Raw genomic sequence first — 13,798 nt, 5'->3', positions numbered from 1 at the left:
CCGCGCCCACGCCAAGTCTGCCGGACACCGGCCCTCACGTCCATGCAGATCGCCCGGGAGATGATCTTCGGCCCCGTCACCACGATCCTGAAATACGACGACACCCACGACGCGAACGAGACACTCGAGTCGGCCGATAATACCGAGTTCGGATTAGGACGACTGGTTTTCGGCACCGAGGAAACAGCCGTGCTGGCGGTCGCCCGGCAAGTGGGCTCCAACTCTGGCGGCACCAACTTCTTCAGCTCCAACCGCTCCGCGCCCTTCGGCGGCAGGCATGATTACAGCATGGGTGTCGAGTACGGGATCGAGGGGTTGAGTGCATACCTGAGCCATAATCCGTTCACCGGCGAACGGGGCAGTTTCCGGAGCTTCCGATGGAAAAGGCAGCCTTCCCCGACGTTGCCGGGTGGCTCCCCTCGACTACTCATCAGACCGTTGGTTGACTGACCCGGACCGCAGGATAGAAAAATCGTGCCTGGCGCCGGGCCTTGTTCGCTTCCTTGCGCTTCTCGACGGTGGCGATGGTGGTCCACCTGCACCGGTCAAGGATCTGGATCTCAAAGGTATTGGGCTTCATCGGGGCTCCTCCGGTATCGCGTTATCAGGCACAGCGGTAGGGCACCATCCAGAAACACAGGTGGCCTCCAGTGTGCGGCCCCATCCGATGATCGTGCAGTTGGCCACGAACGGGCGGCCGGACGGCCTGCCGTTGGGCGGCCAACAACCCGATCAACTCAACTTATAGCACAAACGTTCTATCTTTCCACTATCGACGGCCCCCGCCCGCATCGATACTTTAAGTCCACCGACGGCCGGAAAACCTCGTCGGCTTCTCCCGCTGCCGGTCAGCCGACTGGAGCCCGGGCCCAGTCGACCCGGGCAGCCCGGCGGGGCAGGCCGCCGTCCCATCTCGCCGCCTGTCTTCAAGGGACATCGGTATCAATCGCCGTCGATTTCCCGCATCACCAAGTCAACTCCCCGACGTCTCATGCCCCGCACCCGTCTAGCCGTGCGCACAGCTGCCCACCCGAGGGCCTACGAGCACATGGCACGAAAAATCCCCTGTGATCAGTGCAATTAAGCACCGATCACAGGGGATCAGGTCGAGACCTTCGGACGGTCTCCAGCGAAACCTAGGTAACTAGGCCTCGGTGACCGAGCCGCCAGCGGCCTCGATCTTCTCCTTGGCGGAGCTGGAGAACTTGTCTGCGGTGACGTTCAGCTTGACGCTGAGGTCGCCGTTGCCCAGAACCTTGACCGGCTGCTTAGCGCGGACCAGGCCCTTGGCGACGATGTCGGCGACGGTGATGTCGCCACCCTCCGGGAAGGTCTTCTCGAGGTCGACGACGTTGACGACCTGGAAGGTGACCTTGTTCGGGTTCTTGAAGCCCTTGAGCTTCGGCAAACGCATGTGCAGCGGCATCTGGCCACCCTCGAAAGCGGCCGAAACCTGCCTACGAGCGTGGGTACCCTTGGTACCGCGGCCAGCGGTCTTACCGCCCTTGCCGCCTTCACCGCGACCAACGCGGTGCTTCGGCTTGTTGGCGCCCTTTGCGGGGCGCAGGTCGTGGAGCTTGATGGGATCGCTCATGTTTTACTCCCCCGCCACTTCTTCGACGACGACCAGGTGACGCACCACGTTGATCTGACCCCGCACCGCAGCGGTGTCGGGACGGACCACGCTGTGGCCGATGCGTCGCAGGCCGAGGCTCTGCAGGTTAGAACGGTGCATCGGCTTGACACCGATGTTGCTCTTCTTCTGGGTGATCTTGAGAGCCATGATTATGCCTCCTGCCCTGCGCGTGCGCGCAGCATACGAGCCGGAGCAATATCCTCGACGGCCTTACCGCGACGAGCGGCGACCTCCTCCGGACGGACCAGCTCCTTCAGGCCGGCCACGGTGGCGTGGACGACGTTGATGGCGTTGGCCGAGCCGAGGGACTTGGTGAGGATGTCCTGGATGCCGGCACACTCGAGCACCGGACGGACAGCGCCGCCGGCGATGACACCGGTACCGGGGGCAGCCGGCTTGAGCATGACGATGCCTGCGGCATCCTCGCCCTGGACCGGGTGGGTGATAGTGCCGGCGACCATCGGGACGCGGAAGAAGTTCTTGCGAGCTTCCTCGGCACCCTTCTGGATGGCGGCCGGAACTTCCTTGGCCTTGCCGTAACCGACGCCGACCATGCCCTGGCCGTCGCCCACGATCACGAGAGCGGTGAAGCTGAAGCGACGACCACCCTTGACGACCTTGGAGACACGGTTGATGGTGACAACGCGCTCGATGTACTGGGAGCGCTCGTCCTGCTGCTGGTTGCGGCGGTCGTTACGACGGCCGCCACGCTCGTTCTTGTTCTTGTTCTGGCTATCGTCGGCGGAGCGTCCGCCGTCACGCCGTTCACGTCCCGGCATTACGCGTTCCTTCCGTAGATGTTCTGGTTGCTGGTGATCATTAGAACTTCAGACCACCCTCACGTGCAGCCTCGGCCAGCGCAGCGACGCGGCCGTGGTACTTGTAGCCCGCACGGTCGAAGACGACCTGCTCAAAGCCAGCGGCCTTGGCGCGCTCAGCGATCAGCTCGCCGACCTTGGCTGCCTTGGCCTTCTTGTCACCCTCGAGGGAGCGCAGCTCCGGCTCGACGGTGGAGGCGGCGGCAACGGTGTGACCGGCGATGTCGTCGATCAGCTGGGCGTGCATGTGACGCGAGGAGCGGTGGATGACCAGCCGCGGTGCCTCGGGGGTACCACGCAGGGTCTTGCGGATACGGAAGTGGCGGCGGGAACGAGCGACACGACGGCGGGTGGAGATGTCCTTGCCGACCGGGGTGCGCTTCTGCTTGGTTTCTGCGGAGTTGCTCATGCTTACTTACCCGTCTTTCCGACCTTGCGACGGACCTGCTCGCCCTCGTAGCGGATGCCCTTACCCTTGTACGGGTCGTCCTTCCGCAGACGACGGATGTTGGCGGCGATCTGTCCAACCTGCTGCTTGTTGATGCCCGCGATCGAGAACTTGGTGTTTCCGTCGACGGCGAAGGTGATGCCCTCGGGAGCCTCGATCAGGACGGGGTGGCTGTAGCCCAGGGAGAACTCGAGGTCCTTGCCCTTGAGCTGAACACGGTAGCCCACACCGAAGATTTCCATCTTGATGGTGTAGCCCTCAGTCACACCGACAACCATGTTGTTGACGAGTGAGCGGGACAGGCCGTGCAGCGAACGGTTCTTGCGGTGGTCATCCGGGCGGACAACCTGGATTTCGTTCTCCTCGACAGCGACGCTGATCGGGGCCGGGATCTCGGTGGACAGGGTGCCCTTCGGGCCCTTGACCTCTACGAGCTGGCCGTCGATCTTGGTCTCGACGCCGGACGGGATGGTGATCGGAGCTTTACCGACACGCGACATAGTAGTTCAATCCTCCCTTACCAGACGTAGGCGAGGACTTCTCCGCCTACACCCTTCTCGGTAGCCTGGCGATCGGTCAGCAGACCCTGGGACGTGGAGATGATGGCCACGCCCAGGCCGCCGAGAACCTGCGGCAGGTTGGTGGACTTTGCGTACACGCGCAGACCCGGCTTGGAGACACGACGGACGCCAGAGATGGAACGCTGGCGGGACGGGCCGTACTTCAGCTCGAGGGACAGGGTCTTGCCGACCTTGGCGTCCTCGACGTTGTAGTTGGCGATGTAGCCTTCCTGCTTCAGGATCTCGGCGATGTTCGCCTTGATCTTGGAGGAAGGCATCGACACGATGTCATGGTGCGCGTGGTTAGCGTTGCGCACGCGCGACAGCATGTCCGCGATGGGATCAGTCATGGTCATATGAGGTGACCGTTGCCTTTCTTGCTACGGTTCCCTTCCCACCTGAGCGTTCTCCGCGAGTTTTCGAGCCACTTCACGCTCCCCAGACTCAATAGCCTGGGGCGCTCGCTGCCCTTATCGCACGCGGTCCGCATGGTGGCGGGGGGCCTGTAACAAAGTTGAGTTTCAAATGTTCTTGCGGGCTAGACTGCGCTGAACTGCGCAGTAGTCCGCTGGCCTACACTACCTGCTCGCACTCTTATCACAAAATCTCCGCCGTGGCGCGCGCAGCCCATGCTGCGGGGCGGTTCGCCGATTCCCCGGAGATGGTGTCCACCCGGTCCGCACCGACCACCACCAGGGGCAGGAACACTACAGTCGGATGGCAGCGATGCCCCATTGATAAGGAGAGAACCCGATGAGCACACAGTCCGACCCCACGCTCGACTCCGCCCACGAATGGTTGTCTCGGGTGTCCACGGAGCTGGGCCAGGACCCCGCCGTGGTCCGGGGCCTAGTGGGCGAGTTGCTTGATCTCACCCGGGACGTCGCCCACGGTCCGTCCAAACCGGCGGCTCCGGTGACCGCCTTCCTGGTCGGGTTGGCCGCGGGCCGGGAGCTGTCCCCGGACGCCGGTGCCGCAGAATCCGCGGCAGCGGTCCGGGAGCGTATCACGCTCATCACGGAGCTATTGACCGACCGCGCTGACGGGTGAGTGTTCCGGGACTTAAGGCGGCGATAGACTCAGGGCATGTTCAGTTCGTGCCCGCAACCGCCTGTGTCTGACCTGCCTGCCCCGGACACTAGGCGCACCATCGCCGTGAGCCGCGCAGAGGAGACCGCATAGATGGGAAGGATCACCCGGAATTTCGCCGTCACCCGCGTCGAGGTCACTTCTTCCGACCCAGCAGCCAAGTTCCACACGGACACCCGCGCGGACACCGTCGCAGTGGAGGAGCCACTGGAGCTGCGGGTCGGCGGCCCCACACTGACCACCACGATGCGCACCCCGGGCAATGACATCGAGCTCATTCACGGCTTCCTGTACTCGGAGGGGCTCATCAGCTCCGCGGCTGACGTCCACGAGGCCCGCTACTGCGCCGGGGCCACCGGACCGGATGGCCGGAACACCTACAATCTGCTGGAGGTGGATCTGGCCACGGGAGTCCAGCAGCCCGGTCCGGAATTCATCCGCGCCGTACCCACCACCTCCGCCTGCGGGGTCTGCGGATCCACCTCAATCGAGCAGATCATGGACAAGCGCGCTCATCCGCTCACCCCGATGCCGCTGGACCCCCAGGTGGTGGTCTCACTGCCGGACAAGTTGCGCGAGGGCCAGAAAGCCTTCCGGCGTACCGGCGGCATCCACGCCGCCGGCGCCTTCACCCGCGACGGCGAACCCCTGCTGATCCGGGAGGACATCGGCCGCCATAACGCTGCCGACAAGGTCATCGGTGCGCTCCTCCTGGATGGGAAGCTGCCGGCCGAGGACCTGATCCTGGTGATGAGCAGCCGCGCCTCCTTCGAGCTGGTGCAGAAGGCAGTGATGGCCGGTTTCCCCGCCCTCGTCGCCGTCTCCGCCGCCAGCTCCCTGGCCGTTGAGCTGGCCCGGGAGGCAGGCATGGCGCTGACCGGCTTCACCAGGGGTGGGCGGTTCAACCTCTATTCCGGAGAACTCACCCCCGCCCGCCCGGAGGCGGGCGAATGACCCTCCGGCCCGGAGTGGACTGACCTATCATCGGCCGCATGAGTACCGATCAGATCACCCTGCCCCCTATCGGCCTCGGCACGTGGAGCCTGCGGGGCGCCGCGGGTGCGGGTCAGATCCGCACTGCCGTCGACAGCGGTTACCGGCTACTGGACACCGCCTATAACTACGAGAACGAAGGGGCGGTCGGAGCAGCCATCACCAGCTCCGGGGTCGACCGGGATGAGCTGCTCATCACCAGCAAGCTGCCCGGCCGCTACCACGGGCACGATGACGCCTTGACCGCCATCGAGGAGTCCCTGTTCCGCCTGGGGCTGGAGCACCTGGATCTGTACCTGATCCACTGGCCCAACCCGCGGCAGGGAAAATTCGTGGAAGCCTGGCACGCGCTGATCGAGGCGCAGGAGAAGGGGCTGGTCCGGCACATCGGCGTCTCCAACTTCCTCCCCGAGCACATTGCCGAGCTTCGCGAGCAGACCGGTGTGACCCCGGTGGTCAACCAGCTGGAGCTGCATCCGTTGTTCCCACAGACAGAGGTCCTGCAGTGGCATCGGGAGCACGGCATCACAGTCGAGGCCTGGAGCCCCCTGGGCCGCGGCTCGCTACTGGAAGACCCGGTGATCACTGAGACCGCCCGGGCCGAGGACATGTCCCCCGGGGAACTGATGCTGGCCTGGCACGCGGCGATCGGAACGGTTCCCCTGCCCCGATCCGCCTCACCGCAGCGGCAGAAGCTGAACCTCGCGGCCGTCGGTAAGCGGATCTCCCGCGAGTCCGTGGCAGCGGTGACCGCGATCGGGGACGACGGCCGCCGACTGAAGAACCAGGACCCGGCGGAATACGAGGAGTTCTAACCGTCAGTCCCGGTAGGTGTCACGCCCCCGATTGAGCCAGGCATAGACCCCACCCATGAGGAAGCCGCCGCCAATGGTGTTGGCGAAGAACACGATCACCCAGTTGAGGGCCACGCTGCCGACAGTCATGGACTCAATCATCGGATCCACGGAGAACATCGCCAGGGAAAACAGTGAGAAGTTCGCGATCAGGTGCTCCAGCCCCATGATCACGAAGGCACCGATGACGAACATCAGCAGGAAGAACTTGCCGATGAACTCCTTGATCAGAACGGCGCCGACGATACCCATGTTGACCACGAAGTTGGCGAGGATTCCCTCGATCAACAGGCCGAGCGGCTCCTTGGTGAGCTTGCCCTCGCTGAGAGTGCCGAGCAGGTGTTCCGGGCCGATCTCCGAGAAACTGGCCGCCTGCGCGAGCAGGAAGCCCACAAGCAGCGCACCGACCAGGTTGCCGATGGTGGTCACCAGCAGGATCACCGTCCCCCTGCCCCAGCTGAGCCGCTTGTTCATCGCCCCGAAGACCAGGTACATCATGTTGCCGGTGGCCAGTTCCGCCCCCAACAAGATAATGCAGGTCAGTCCGATGAAGAACAGGAAGCCGAAGGTGACGGACCCCAGTCCCGGGGCCAGGTTCTCCACCGCATCTCCCACCACCACGGCCATGGCGGTACCGAGGGTCAGGTAGACCCCGGCCAGGATCGCGCGAACGGCGAAGCGGCCGAAGTCGTGGGTGAACAGATCGTCCTTCTTGTCCACCGCCGCCAGGACACTATCGTTCAAACTCATTCAGGGCCTTCCACATAGTTGGTGTCATCTAGAGCATTCCAACACATTCAGACGACGCTGACCGAATTGGAGGCGGCAGTGTAGCCGATAGTCCCCGTTCTTTCCGTATCGCTTTGCTGTGAATTTATTCACATTTCCTCCCGGGAACATTCCCCCGCCGAAAGCGTTGAATAATGGTCGCTTACTGCGGTTTAACCCCTTGTCCGCGGCCCCGGCGGACAGCTCCGTAATATCCGGGACTTTATGCATTAGCCGTCAGGAGAGTTACTATAGGGCTTCTGTGCGTGCCCGTGGCCTGCACTTCTCCCCATCTGGTGATGGAGGCAGCCGCGTGGTGACGCACTGTTTTCTTCACAACCGAACATGGAAAGAGAGTGTGTGTATGGCTGAGTCGCAAGACAGTGGCCTTCCTTATGACGAACGATCCAGACCTACGGTTGACAGGGAAAAGCTCGGCGGAAGCCAGCGCACTGACAAGGTCGAGGCCCGCCAGGAGAAGCGCCCACCCAAGTCCAGTGCCGAAATGCTCCAGCGCCGCGAAGAGGTCGCAGACCAGGTGGGCACGAAGGTCAACTGGCAGGTGCTGATCATTTCCTCGGCGATTATCCTCGCCTTCTCCCTCTGGGCGATCTTCGCACCGGACCATGCCGCCGGCACCATGGCCACCGTGGTCGGCTGGATCGGCACCAACGTCGGCTGGTTCTACGTACTGACCGTCACCATCGTGATCGGCTTCGTCATCTGGGTCGCCCTCTCCCGGGAGGGCAACGTGCGACTGGGGCCGGACCATTCCCGGCCGCAGTACAAGCTGCTGACCTGGGTCGCCATGCTCTTCGCCGCCGGCGTGGGCATCGACATGCTCTTCTACTCCGTGACCGGTCCGATCAGCCACTTCATCACACCCCCCAATGCCGACCCCGCCAGCGCCGACGCGCTGCAGGACTCCGTCATCTGGACCATGTTCCACTACGGTATGGCCGGCTGGTCCATGTACGCGCTCCTCGGCATGGCGATGGGCTACTTCGCCTACCGCTGGGGAATGCCGCTGTCCGTCCGTGCCGCGCTCTACCCGTTGCTGGGCAAGCGGGTCCGTGGCGCCACCGGTGACGTCCTGGACATCATCATCCTGGTCGGCACCGTCATGGGTGTCGCCACCTCCATGGGTATCGGCGTCGTCCTGCTCAACGTCGGCTTCTCCATCCTGTTCGGACTCCCCCAGGGCCTCGGCCTGCAGATTGCCCTGGTCCTGGTCGCCGTCGTCATGACGATCGCCGCCTGCACCTCGGGCGTGGACAAGGGCATCCGCATCATCTCCGAGGCGAACCTCTGGGTCGCCGCCGCGATGATGCTCTACATCCTGGTCACCGGCAAGACCGCCTTTCTGCTCAACGCCCTGGTGGAGAACGTCGGGCGGTTCTTCTGGACCATGCCGGAACGCATCACCCAGACCATGGGCTACGAGGCCGGCGGTGGCGACTGGATGGCCGGTAACACCCTGTTCTTCTGGGCCTTCTGGCTCGCCTGGGGCCCCTTCGTCGGACTGTTCCTGGCCCGCATCTCCCGTGGCCGCACCCTGCGCCAGTTCGTGGGCGCCGCCATCACCATCCCGGTGCTCTGCGACCTGGTCATGGTGTCCCTGTTCGGTAACTCCGCGATCTACGAGGTCGTCTTCCAGGGCAACACCGACTTCGGGGAACTGGCCGTCAACAACCCGGAGCAGGGCTGGTACGCCCTGCTCGAGATGTTCCCGGGCGCAACCTTCCTCGTCGGCCTGGCCACCCTGTCGGGCCTGCTGTTCTACCTGACCTCCGCCAACTCCGGCGCGATGGTGATGTCCAACTTCTCCGCCTCCATCCCCGATCCCAGCGAGGATGGGCCGAAGTGGCTGCGGATCTTCTGGGCCATCGTCACCGCCGTGTTGACCATCGCGATGCTGATGGCCGGTGGTGTGGTCACCATGGAGTACGCCACCCTGATCTTCGCCCTGCCGGTCACGATCGTCGCCTATCTGGTGATGATGTCGTTCACCCGGGCACTGCGCATGGAGCGGGCCGACCGCGAGGGCCACGTCCGCCGTCGCCGCAGCGAGGCCACCACCGGTGGGCACACGCCCAACCGCACGATCCGCCAGCGCCTGTCCAGCCTGCGCTCCTACCCGGACCTGAATTCCGCCAACCGTTTCAACAACCAGACGGTTGCCCCGGCATTGACCACCGTTGCGGAGGAGTTCCGCAAGGAGGGCTATGACGTCCTCCTCGATACCCGGGAGCAGGAAGAGAGCGGTCTGCAGGAGTACTCCTTCCAGGTGGAGATCTCCGGACACCGCAGCTTCCTCTACGAGGTGGCCCCCATCGAGACCCCGGTCCCGACCTTCGGTGCCCGGCCGTCCCCGGAGATCAAGAAGTACTACCGCTTCGAGGTGTTCACCCACACCGGCTCCGAGGGCTATGACCTCTACGGTGTCAGCCAGCAGCAGGTGATCGACGACGTTCTGGACCGCTTCGAGTCCCACCTCGGATTCCTCAGCTACTCCGCTGAGTCCCTCACCGACACCGTGATCACCCCGCCGGTGCCGGCGGCCGCCCCGGTCGACGCCCCCGTGGAGGACGTCACCGGTGACGAGCCCGAGGCTCCCGAGGAGACCTTCGAGGACTTCGGCAAGAAGTAGCTCCCTCTCCCCGCTTGACGACGCCGCGGTGTGCGCCCTTTCCCGGCACGCACCGCGGCATTGTCATGTCTCACCCGAGGATCCCCCGGGCGCAACTGCCCCGATTGACGTCCGCGGCGTCGACAGGCGCGTCGTAAATGTGGCCCACCACACTCCTGGCACCTATGCTGGGCCGCATCCGGCGCGGCACCCGGCCGCGGATTCCCTACCGAGGAGGCAACCGTTATGGCTGATGAAATCACGAAGGAAGATGTTGTGGACAAGCTCCGCGATGCGAGCTGGGTCATGATGACCACCGCGGGCGCGGACGGCAAGCTGGTGTCCCACCCGATGGTTCCCCAGCAGGTCACGGACGATGCGGACGTATGGTTCTTCATCTCGCTCACGGGCGGGCACGCTGAAGCCCTGAAGGCCAGCTCACAGGTGAATTTGTCTGTGGCTGAAGCTGGCGCCTGGTTGTCGGTGGCGGCCGACGTCACGTTCATCGATGACCGTGCGAAAATCGACGAGTTGTGGAACAAGGATGTGGAGGGCTGGTTCGAGGGGAAGGATGACTCCGCTGTCGGCCTGATCAGGGCTGATTCCGAGTCCGCCCAGTTCTGGGGCCTGCCGGGAGGAAAGATGTCCGCGCTGGCCCGCATCGTGAAGTCCCGCATCTCCGGTGACCGCACGGGGGGCGATTCCGGGACCATGGAACTGTAGCGCCGGTTCCCCCGGGCACTCCCCCGCGTGTGCAGGCGACCCAGCGTGAGATAGCCGGCTCGCTGCACCGCTGTCCGCCTCGCGGCCCGGACCACCATCAGGCACAGCATCCCGGACTGGTGGCCCGGGTCCGCCTTTTGCTGATCTGCCACCCCGCCTCTCCCGGACACCCCGCGTCCCAGCCACGGGGGCCACTATCCACCGCCACAGCGCCAGCCCTGCCACAGCTTGAACCCGACGCCCCGAGCCGGGAGAGCTGCAGGTGACCGGGCTCGAATAAAGAATTTCTGAAATGTGACGGGGACCATGCATATGATCGGAGATTGAGAGCTCGTGCACTACGCAAAAAGCACTCACCGCGTTCTTCCAGCCGCGGCTCCCCATGCCTGAAGGAGAAAATCATGACTTCACCCGCAGACAAGAAGGCCCAGGACGCCGCTCACGTCGTCCCTGGCGCACCGAACTCCATCACCCCCGAGGTCGAGGAGCCGACCACCCCGACGGACCCGGCCCCGCCCAAGCCCGATCAGGGCGGACCGGTCCCCCACACCCCCACCGGCAAGCGTCTCGACGCCGATCCCGAGGACATGGCCCAGCAGGGCAAATATCTGACCACGGCGCAGGGCGCGCGGGTGTCCGAGACGGATCATTCGCTGCGTGCCGGCGAGCGTGGTCCCGTCCTCCTGCAGGACCATCACCTGCGGGAGAAGATCATGCACTTCGACCACGAGCGCATCCCGGAGCGGGTCGTCCACGCCCGTGGTTCCGCTGCTCACGGCGTGTTCGTCGCCAACGGCGCGGCCTCCTCAATCTCCAAGGCCGGCGTGTTCGCAAAGGGCAAGGAGACCCCGGTATTCACCCGGTTCTCCCAGGTCGTCGGCAACCGCGGTTCAATGGACAGCGCCCGTGACACGCGCGGGTTCGCCACGAAGTTCTACACGGACGAGGGCGTCTGGGACCTGGTGGGCAACAACATCCCGGTGTTCTTCATTCAGGACGCCATCAAGTTCCCGGACATCATCCACGCGGCCAAACCGAGCCAGGACCGTGAGATCCCGCAGGCCCAGAGCGCACATGACGGCTTCTGGGACTTCATCTCCCTGCACACCGAAGCCACCGCACACACCCTGTGGCAGATGTCCGACCGAGGCATCCCGCGCTCCTACCGCATGATGGAGGGCTTCGGCGTGCACACCTTCCGCATGATCAACGACAAGGGTGAGACATCCCTGGTGAAGTTCCACTGGAAGCCGAAGCTCGGCGTGCACTCGCAGGTGTGGGAGGAAGCACAGATCACCGGCGGTGCGGACCCGGACTTCCTCCGTCGCGACCTGGCCGATGCCATTGAGGCGGGCGCCTACCCGGAGTGGGACCTCGGTCTGCAGGTGTTCCCGGACAATGAGGAACGCACCTTCGAGGGCATTGACCTGCTCGACCCGACGAAGCTCGTTCCCGAGGAACTCGCGCCGGTGCAGATCGTCGGCACGCTGACCCTCAACCGCAACCCCTCCAACTTCTTCGCCGAAACCGAGCAGGTGGCCTTCCACCCCGGCCACTTCGTTCCCGGTATCGATGTCTCGGAGGATCCGCTGCTGCAAGGACGGTTGTTCTCCTATCTGGACACCCAGCTCATCCGACTGGGCGGGCCGAACTTCTCCCAGATCCCGATCAACCGCCCGCACGCCCCCGTCAACGACATGTTCCGCGAGGGCTACCACCAGGCTGCGGTGCACAAGGGCAGCGGAGCCTACCACCCGAATTCCCTGGACGGCGGCAACCCGTTCCCCGCCAGCGAAGACGAGGGCGCGTTGATCGACATCCCGATGCAGATCAGGAACGCCCAGTCCACCCGCAAGAAGCCGGCGTCATTCAACGACCACTATTCGCAGGCCCGCCTGTTCTACATGAGCCTGTCCGACGTGGAGCAGCAGCACCTGAAGGACGCGATCAGCTTCGAGGTGGGCAAGTGCTACGAGCAGGCCGTCAAGGAGCGTGTGGTCACGTCGCTGGCGAACGTGGATCAGGGGCTTGCCGAGGCGGTGGCCGCCGACCTCGGTCTCCCGGCCCCGGAGCCAGCCGAGGTCGCCAGGGTCGTCCCCAGCCCGGCACTGTCCCAGGTGGGCGAGGAATGGCCGGCCGACGGGCGCCAGATCGGCATTTTGACCACCGAGGAATCCCCGGCGGATGAGGTCGCACAACTGGTGTCGGAGATCTTCGATGCGGGCATGACGCCGCTGGTGGTCTCTACCACGGGTGGCAAGCTCGGCGGCTCTGACGTGGATGTCTCGCGCACCTACCTCACCGCCCGCTCGATCGAGTTCGATGCGGTCATCGTGGCAGACGTGCCCTCGGCGGCGACGGTACCGGCCGCCCGGGTACTCGTCGACGAGATTTTCCGCCACCAGAAGGCCCTGGCCCTACGCCCCGAGGCCCAGCCGGACGTCGAGCAGATGGGCGTGGACGTCTCCGCTGACGGCGTGATCGTGGAGAAGAAGCTGTCCAAGGTCCTCGGCGAGCTGACGCCTCTGCTGGCAAAGCACCGTGTGTGGACCCGCCAGCAGCCGGCTCAGGCTGTGTAGCTGGTTCCCTGAGACCCCGGGAGGACGTGAACCGTCCCTCCCGGGGTTTCGCCATCGGTGACAGAGATGATGAGACATCCAGTTGCATGGGGACGTCCCTCCTCCGGCCCCGGCCAAAGCGGGACAAGGGAGAGACATACCCGCACCGCCACCCCCGCACAGCAGAAGACCGCTTCCCGAAGCAGCGTTTCTTCGGCGGCCCTCACAGTCGGCGCCGTCACCCCTTTTTCCGATCCCTTTCCCCGGCTAATATTTTCACTATGCGAACCATCTTGTTGATCGGCACCGTGGCGCACCTGGCGCTGGTGTTCGTCATGCTGGACGGCAACGGCTACGGTGGCACCGCCCTGTGGGCGTTCGGCGCCATTCTCGCCCTGGCCGGGATGATCGCGCCCTTCTTCATCCACACCCGCCGGGAGCAGCGGTGGGCCAACCTCTTCCCCGGACTCCTGTTGTTCACCGGATGGGGATCCTGGCTGCTCACCGCCGGTATGCCCACCGCGATCAACATCTGGGGCATCATCGGACCGGTGCTCGGCGTGTCCTTCCTCGCTGGTCTGCTGGCACTGAGCATGCTGCTGGGGCCGCGCCGCCGGAGCCTGACTTCTGCTCTGCCGGGACTCGGGCATGAAGAAACCCTCCCGCCCGGTGGAACCGGAAGCGGGAGGGTGACTTAAGACAGCTTCAGTGATGAAGCCGGC

At 64.5% G+C, this 13,798-nt stretch carries 16 protein-coding genes; 8 read left to right on the top strand and 8 right to left on the bottom strand.

Annotated elements, in window-relative coordinates:
* The first annotated feature begins 42 nt into the window (after positions 1 to 42).
* The gene (locus ACQCVD_RS09235; protein WP_426823453.1) at positions 43 to 450 is read left to right on the top strand and encodes an aldehyde dehydrogenase family protein; all 408 of its coding nucleotides are present in this window, start codon (positions 43 to 45) and stop codon (positions 448 to 450) included.
* Here the strand turns inward: ACQCVD_RS09235 and ACQCVD_RS09230 are convergent.
* The 7 genes from ACQCVD_RS09230 to rpsH form a co-directional block, all read right to left on the bottom strand.
* Complete coding sequence (locus ACQCVD_RS09230; RefSeq protein ID WP_426823451.1) at positions 431 to 580, bottom strand: hypothetical protein; 150 nt, start codon at positions 578 to 580, stop codon at positions 431 to 433. The genes ACQCVD_RS09235 and ACQCVD_RS09230 overlap by 20 nt on opposite strands.
* Before the next feature lie 564 nt (positions 581 to 1,144).
* A complete protein-coding gene (rplO, locus tag ACQCVD_RS09225; protein ID WP_426823450.1) occupies positions 1,145 to 1,594 on the bottom strand; it encodes a 50S ribosomal protein L15 in 450 nt (149 codons plus the stop codon).
* 3 nt (positions 1,595 to 1,597) lie between these two features.
* A complete protein-coding gene (rpmD, locus tag ACQCVD_RS09220) occupies positions 1,598 to 1,783 on the bottom strand; it encodes a 50S ribosomal protein L30 (protein ID WP_426823449.1) in 186 nt (61 codons plus the stop codon).
* A gap of 2 nt (positions 1,784 to 1,785) precedes the next feature.
* Complete coding sequence (gene rpsE / locus ACQCVD_RS09215) at positions 1,786 to 2,415, bottom strand: 30S ribosomal protein S5 (RefSeq protein ID WP_426823448.1); 630 nt, start codon at positions 2,413 to 2,415, stop codon at positions 1,786 to 1,788.
* A 40-nt stretch (positions 2,416 to 2,455) separates the two neighbouring features.
* Complete coding sequence (gene rplR / locus ACQCVD_RS09210) at positions 2,456 to 2,863, bottom strand: 50S ribosomal protein L18 (protein WP_426823447.1); 408 nt, start codon at positions 2,861 to 2,863, stop codon at positions 2,456 to 2,458.
* 2 nt (positions 2,864 to 2,865) lie between these two features.
* Positions 2,866 to 3,402, bottom strand: coding sequence for a 50S ribosomal protein L6 (rplF, locus tag ACQCVD_RS09205; protein WP_426823446.1), 537 nt, complete (start codon positions 3,400 to 3,402; stop codon positions 2,866 to 2,868).
* 17 nt (positions 3,403 to 3,419) lie between these two features.
* Positions 3,420 to 3,818 carry a 30S ribosomal protein S8 gene (rpsH, locus tag ACQCVD_RS09200; RefSeq protein ID WP_426823445.1) on the bottom strand — a complete coding sequence of 133 codons (399 nt, stop codon included), beginning with the start codon at positions 3,816 to 3,818 and terminating at the stop codon, positions 3,420 to 3,422.
* Positions 3,819 to 4,215: 397 nt separating this feature from the next.
* Here rpsH and ACQCVD_RS09195 point away from each other — a divergent pair, with 397 nt between their 5' ends.
* The 3 genes from ACQCVD_RS09195 (at position 4,216) to ACQCVD_RS09185 (ending at position 6,359) form a co-directional block, all read left to right on the top strand.
* Positions 4,216 to 4,512 (top strand): DUF6457 domain-containing protein, encoded by a 297-nt coding sequence (locus ACQCVD_RS09195; protein ID WP_426823444.1) that lies wholly within the window; start codon positions 4,216 to 4,218, stop codon positions 4,510 to 4,512.
* A gap of 132 nt (positions 4,513 to 4,644) precedes the next feature.
* Positions 4,645 to 5,505: a formate dehydrogenase accessory sulfurtransferase FdhD gene (fdhD, locus tag ACQCVD_RS09190; protein ID WP_426823443.1), complete on the top strand. Its 861-nt coding sequence runs from the start codon at positions 4,645 to 4,647 to the stop codon at positions 5,503 to 5,505.
* Between the two features lie 38 nt (positions 5,506 to 5,543).
* Positions 5,544 to 6,359 (top strand): aldo/keto reductase, encoded by an 816-nt coding sequence (locus ACQCVD_RS09185; protein WP_426823442.1) that lies wholly within the window; start codon positions 5,544 to 5,546, stop codon positions 6,357 to 6,359.
* 3 nt (positions 6,360 to 6,362) lie between these two features.
* On the opposite strand, the gene ACQCVD_RS09180 is transcribed toward ACQCVD_RS09185, so the two are convergent.
* Positions 6,363 to 7,148 carry a formate/nitrite transporter family protein gene (locus ACQCVD_RS09180; protein WP_426823441.1) on the bottom strand — a complete coding sequence of 262 codons (786 nt, stop codon included), beginning with the start codon at positions 7,146 to 7,148 and terminating at the stop codon, positions 6,363 to 6,365.
* Between the two features lie 382 nt (positions 7,149 to 7,530).
* Between ACQCVD_RS09180 and betT the strand changes: the two genes are divergently transcribed.
* The 4 genes from betT to ACQCVD_RS09160 all read left to right on the top strand — a co-directional run bounded on the left by betT (position 7,531) and on the right by ACQCVD_RS09160 (position 13,774).
* Positions 7,531 to 9,816, top strand: coding sequence for a choline BCCT transporter BetT (betT, locus tag ACQCVD_RS09175; RefSeq protein WP_426823440.1), 2,286 nt, complete (start codon positions 7,531 to 7,533; stop codon positions 9,814 to 9,816).
* Positions 9,817 to 10,041: 225 nt separating this feature from the next.
* Positions 10,042 to 10,518: a pyridoxamine 5'-phosphate oxidase family protein gene (locus ACQCVD_RS09170; RefSeq protein WP_426823439.1), complete on the top strand. Its 477-nt coding sequence runs from the start codon at positions 10,042 to 10,044 to the stop codon at positions 10,516 to 10,518.
* A gap of 401 nt (positions 10,519 to 10,919) precedes the next feature.
* Positions 10,920 to 13,097, top strand: a complete 2,178-nt coding sequence (locus tag ACQCVD_RS09165; RefSeq protein ID WP_426823438.1) for a catalase — start codon at positions 10,920 to 10,922, stop codon at positions 13,095 to 13,097.
* Between the two features lie 260 nt (positions 13,098 to 13,357).
* Positions 13,358 to 13,774, top strand: coding sequence for a hypothetical protein (locus ACQCVD_RS09160; RefSeq protein ID WP_426823437.1), 417 nt, complete (start codon positions 13,358 to 13,360; stop codon positions 13,772 to 13,774).
* Positions 13,775 to 13,798: the final 24 nt, after the last annotated feature.

Origin of the sequence: Corynebacterium halotolerans (genome assembly GCF_050107895.1) — a bacterium.
GTDB classification, from domain to species: Bacteria; Actinomycetota; Actinomycetes; order Mycobacteriales; family Mycobacteriaceae; genus Corynebacterium; species Corynebacterium halotolerans_B.
The sequence above is the reverse complement of the archived record's forward strand: the minus strand, read 5'-3'. Positions and strand labels throughout refer to the sequence as shown.

Coding starts and splice junctions, on each gene's coding strand:
- ACQCVD_RS09235 (WP_426823453.1), top strand. CDS start 43: ATGCAGATCGCCCGGGAGATGATCTTCGGCCCCGTCACCACGATCCTG.
- ACQCVD_RS09230 (WP_426823451.1), bottom strand. CDS start 580: ATGAAGCCCAATACCTTTGAGATCCAGATCCTTGACCGGTGCAGGTGG.
- rplO (WP_426823450.1), bottom strand. CDS start 1,594: ATGAGCGATCCCATCAAGCTCCACGACCTGCGCCCCGCAAAGGGCGCC.
- rpmD (WP_426823449.1), bottom strand. CDS start 1,783: ATGGCTCTCAAGATCACCCAGAAGAAGAGCAACATCGGTGTCAAGCCG.
- rpsE (WP_426823448.1), bottom strand. CDS start 2,415: ATGCCGGGACGTGAACGGCGTGACGGCGGACGCTCCGCCGACGATAGC.
- rplR (WP_426823447.1), bottom strand. CDS start 2,863: ATGAGCAACTCCGCAGAAACCAAGCAGAAGCGCACCCCGGTCGGCAAG.
- rplF (WP_426823446.1), bottom strand. CDS start 3,402: ATGTCGCGTGTCGGTAAAGCTCCGATCACCATCCCGTCCGGCGTCGAG.
- rpsH (WP_426823445.1), bottom strand. CDS start 3,818: ATGACCATGACTGATCCCATCGCGGACATGCTGTCGCGCGTGCGCAAC.
- ACQCVD_RS09195 (WP_426823444.1), top strand. CDS start 4,216: ATGAGCACACAGTCCGACCCCACGCTCGACTCCGCCCACGAATGGTTG.
- fdhD (WP_426823443.1), top strand. CDS start 4,645: ATGGGAAGGATCACCCGGAATTTCGCCGTCACCCGCGTCGAGGTCACT.
- ACQCVD_RS09185 (WP_426823442.1), top strand. CDS start 5,544: ATGAGTACCGATCAGATCACCCTGCCCCCTATCGGCCTCGGCACGTGG.
- ACQCVD_RS09180 (WP_426823441.1), bottom strand. CDS start 7,148: ATGAGTTTGAACGATAGTGTCCTGGCGGCGGTGGACAAGAAGGACGAT.
- betT (WP_426823440.1), top strand. CDS start 7,531: ATGGCTGAGTCGCAAGACAGTGGCCTTCCTTATGACGAACGATCCAGA.
- ACQCVD_RS09170 (WP_426823439.1), top strand. CDS start 10,042: ATGGCTGATGAAATCACGAAGGAAGATGTTGTGGACAAGCTCCGCGAT.
- ACQCVD_RS09165 (WP_426823438.1), top strand. CDS start 10,920: ATGACTTCACCCGCAGACAAGAAGGCCCAGGACGCCGCTCACGTCGTC.
- ACQCVD_RS09160 (WP_426823437.1), top strand. CDS start 13,358: ATGCGAACCATCTTGTTGATCGGCACCGTGGCGCACCTGGCGCTGGTG.